The organism is Holdemanella sp., from assembly GCF_056804935.1.
On sequence record NZ_DBMEXE010000186.1, the window covers coordinates 1 to 3,195 of the forward strand.

Annotated in this window: 4 protein-coding genes; all 4 read right to left on the minus strand. The window is 35.6% G+C overall.

All coding sequences use genetic code 11. From position 1 onward, the window contains the following. Positions 1–134: 134 nt before the first annotated feature. Positions 135–422, minus strand: a complete 288-nt coding sequence (locus ACZQCL_RS07895; protein ID WP_117924828.1) for an HU family DNA-binding protein — start codon at positions 420–422, stop codon at positions 135–137. Between the two features lies 1 nt (position 423). Continuing rightward, a complete protein-coding gene (locus tag ACZQCL_RS07900) occupies positions 424–1,419 on the minus strand; it encodes an NAD(P)H-dependent glycerol-3-phosphate dehydrogenase (protein WP_227992567.1) in 996 nt (331 codons plus the stop codon). A 13-nt stretch (positions 1,420–1,432) separates the two neighbouring features. Then, positions 1,433–2,740: a ribosome biogenesis GTPase Der gene (der, locus tag ACZQCL_RS07905; protein WP_117924825.1), complete on the minus strand. Its 1,308-nt coding sequence runs from the start codon at positions 2,738–2,740 to the stop codon at positions 1,433–1,435. A 20-nt stretch (positions 2,741–2,760) separates the two neighbouring features. Further along, positions 2,761–3,195 (minus strand): (d)CMP kinase (cmk, locus tag ACZQCL_RS07910; protein WP_482482638.1); only part of this gene is annotated, 435 nt, incomplete at its 5' end.

Here is a 3,195-nt window from a genome sequence, read left to right on the forward strand (position 1 = left end):
TACAATTTGTTCAAAACTCGATAAACCAAAATAAGAATAGGCCCACTTACTTGAAATAGCTAATGTAAAGCCTAATGTCACTATAAATAAGCTCATGATCGATCCTTTCTAAAGACAAAAATAGGTCATATGACCTATTTGTTGCACTTATTCTTTAAAGTCTGACTTGGACGAAACTTTGGAAGTTTTGTAGCCGGAATCATCATTCTTTCTTTTGTGACAGGATTAATTCCCATTCTTGATTTACGATCAAAAATTTCAAACTTACCAAAAGCTGTGATATCTACATGACCATCACTTGCCAAGGCATCACTCATTTCATTAAAAATTAAGTCTACCGCAAATGCTGCGTCTTTTTTAGACAAATTTAAATTGATAGATAAAGCCTGTGTTAAAGACTCTTTATTTACATACTTTCCCATATTAAAATTCCTTCTTTAAATCTCTAATCATTAAATCTTGTGCACATTCACTTGGAAGTTTTCCATTGAATAAAATTTGGTAAACTTCTTCACAAATTGGCATATCAATACCATTTTCTTTCGCAACACGATGAACAATTTTTGCGGTACGAACACCTTCTACCGTTTTTGTGTTGTTCTTAAAGAAGTTTTCAACCGAATTCTCTTTTCCAATTTGGTAACCCGCTTCAAAGTTACGAGAATGTACACTCGTACAAGTTACAATCAAGTCTCCAATTCCAGTTAGACCCATGAATGTTTTTTGTTGCCCACCAAAATGAACACCATAACGAATCATTTCCTGTAAACCACGCGTAATCAAGGCTGCACGCGTATTATCTTGATAGCCTAAACCAGATAAGATACCGGATGCGATAGCCATAACGTTTTTAATGGCTACACCAAGTTCAGAACCAATCTCATCATTTCCTGTATAAATACGTAGGTATTGATTTGAGAATAAGTTTTGAACGGTTACGGCATCCTCGTTGTTTAAACTGATCGCATCAATTGTAGTTAATAAACGAATGACAACTTCTTCGGCATGACTTGGACCAATTAAACTTACGACGGAACTTAATTTATCTTCATCAATACAGCGACGAATAACTTCAGACATTCTTTCATTTGTTTCTGGGTGGAATCCCTTAGAAACGTTGATGATAATTGTCTTTTTATCTAATATATCATTGATTTGGTGACAAATTGGATCAATTGCGATTGTTGGTACTGCCAACAATACAATATCGGCTCCTTTGACACATTGAATATCTGTTGTTGCCTTTAATTCTGGATTTAATTCAACATCTCCAAAATACTTTGAGTTTTTATGATTTTCATTAATATCATTAACTTCAGCTTCTGCAACACCATACACTAAAACTTCTTGATGATTATCTTGTAATACTTGAGCTAAAGCTGTTCCCCAGCTTCCACTACCAATCACAACTGTACGCATATTTAACTCCTTACTATGAGCGTTTACGAGCCAAAATCTTAATTGGAGTTCCCGTAAAGCCAAATGCTTCTCTTAATTTATTTTCAATATAACGAGCATAACTAAAATGCAATAATTCTGGATCATTGACAAATAAGACAATTGTCGGTGGCTCAACCGCAACTTGGCTCGCATAATAAATCTTTAATTGTTTTCCCAAGTGAGGTTTTGCCGGATTCATCATCTGTGCATCCAAAATGACATCATTTAATACATTGGTTGGAATACGCAATGTACATGCATCATGCACTTGATCAATCAAAGGAATCAATTGATTCACTTTACTTCCTGTAAGTGCAGAAGTAAACGCAATTGGTGCATAATTCAAATACAAGAATTGAGCACGAATTTCCTTTTCAATCTTTGACATGGTCTTCTCATCTTTTTCAACTGTATCCCACTTATTGTAGACAATGATAACACCTTTACCAGCATCATGCGCAAGACCAGCCACATGCTTATCTTGATCACGAATACCCTTTTCACCATCAATCAAGAATAACACGACATTACTACGATCAATTGCACTTAAAGCACGTAAGATCGAATATTTTTCAATATTCTCATAGATTTTACCTTTTTTACGAATACCTGCCGTATCAATGATCATATATTCTTTATCATCAACAAAGAATGGCGTATCAATCGCATCACGCGTAGTACCTTCTACATTGGATACTATAACACGATCTTCTTTTAAGATGGAATTTACCAAGCTTGATTTTCCAACATTAGGACGACCAATACAACAGAATGAAGTAATTCCTTCATATGGAGCAATATCTTTTTCTGGAAGTTTTTCCATCACGACATCCAACAAGTCGCCAAGTCCAATGCCATGTGCCCCACTAATCGCAATAGGATCTCCTAGACCTAACGCATAGAATTCATATACATTCATCTGCATTTCTGGATTATCCACTTTGTTGCAAGCTAAAATAACTGGCTTTTTACACTTTTGCAGCTTTCTTGCGATAATTGTATCATCTGTCATTACTCCTTCTTTGGCAGAAGTTAAGAAAATAATGACATCCGCTTCTTCAATCGCAATATCTACCTGCATATTGATTTCCTGAGCAAATGCCTGGTCCTCAATTTGAATACCACCCGTATCGATCAAGCGAAAAGTTTGTGTCAGCCATTCCACTTCACCATAAATTCTATCTCTTGTTACTCCGGGTGTGTCATCTACAATGCTCTTTCTTTGTCCAATCAAACGATTGAATATCGTTGATTTTCCGACGTTTGGCCGACCTACGATGGCCACAGTACCTCGAATCATATTGTGGTCCCCTTTCTACATTATCCAACTATATCTAATACTTTTGAAACGACTTCATCAATTGTTAAATCGGAAGTATCAATTTCAATCGCATCTTCTGTTTTTACTAAAGGCGAAATTTCACGATGCATATCCTGATAGTCTCTTGCGACAATATCCTGATAGATCGTTTCATAATCAGCATCGATTCCCTTTGAAATATATTCATCATATCTTCTTTGGGCTCTAGCCTTACTCGATGCACTCATAAAGATCTTTACTTCTGCATCTGGCAAAACAACAGAACAAATGTCTCTACCATCTACAATAAAACCTTTATTGGCACATACTTTTTGTTGAAGATTCACTAATTTTATTCGTACAATACCTAGCTGGCTTGTTTTACTAGCCTGCATAGATACATTATTCATACGAATTTCTTTAGATACATCTTCCCCATCTAAATATACATGGTT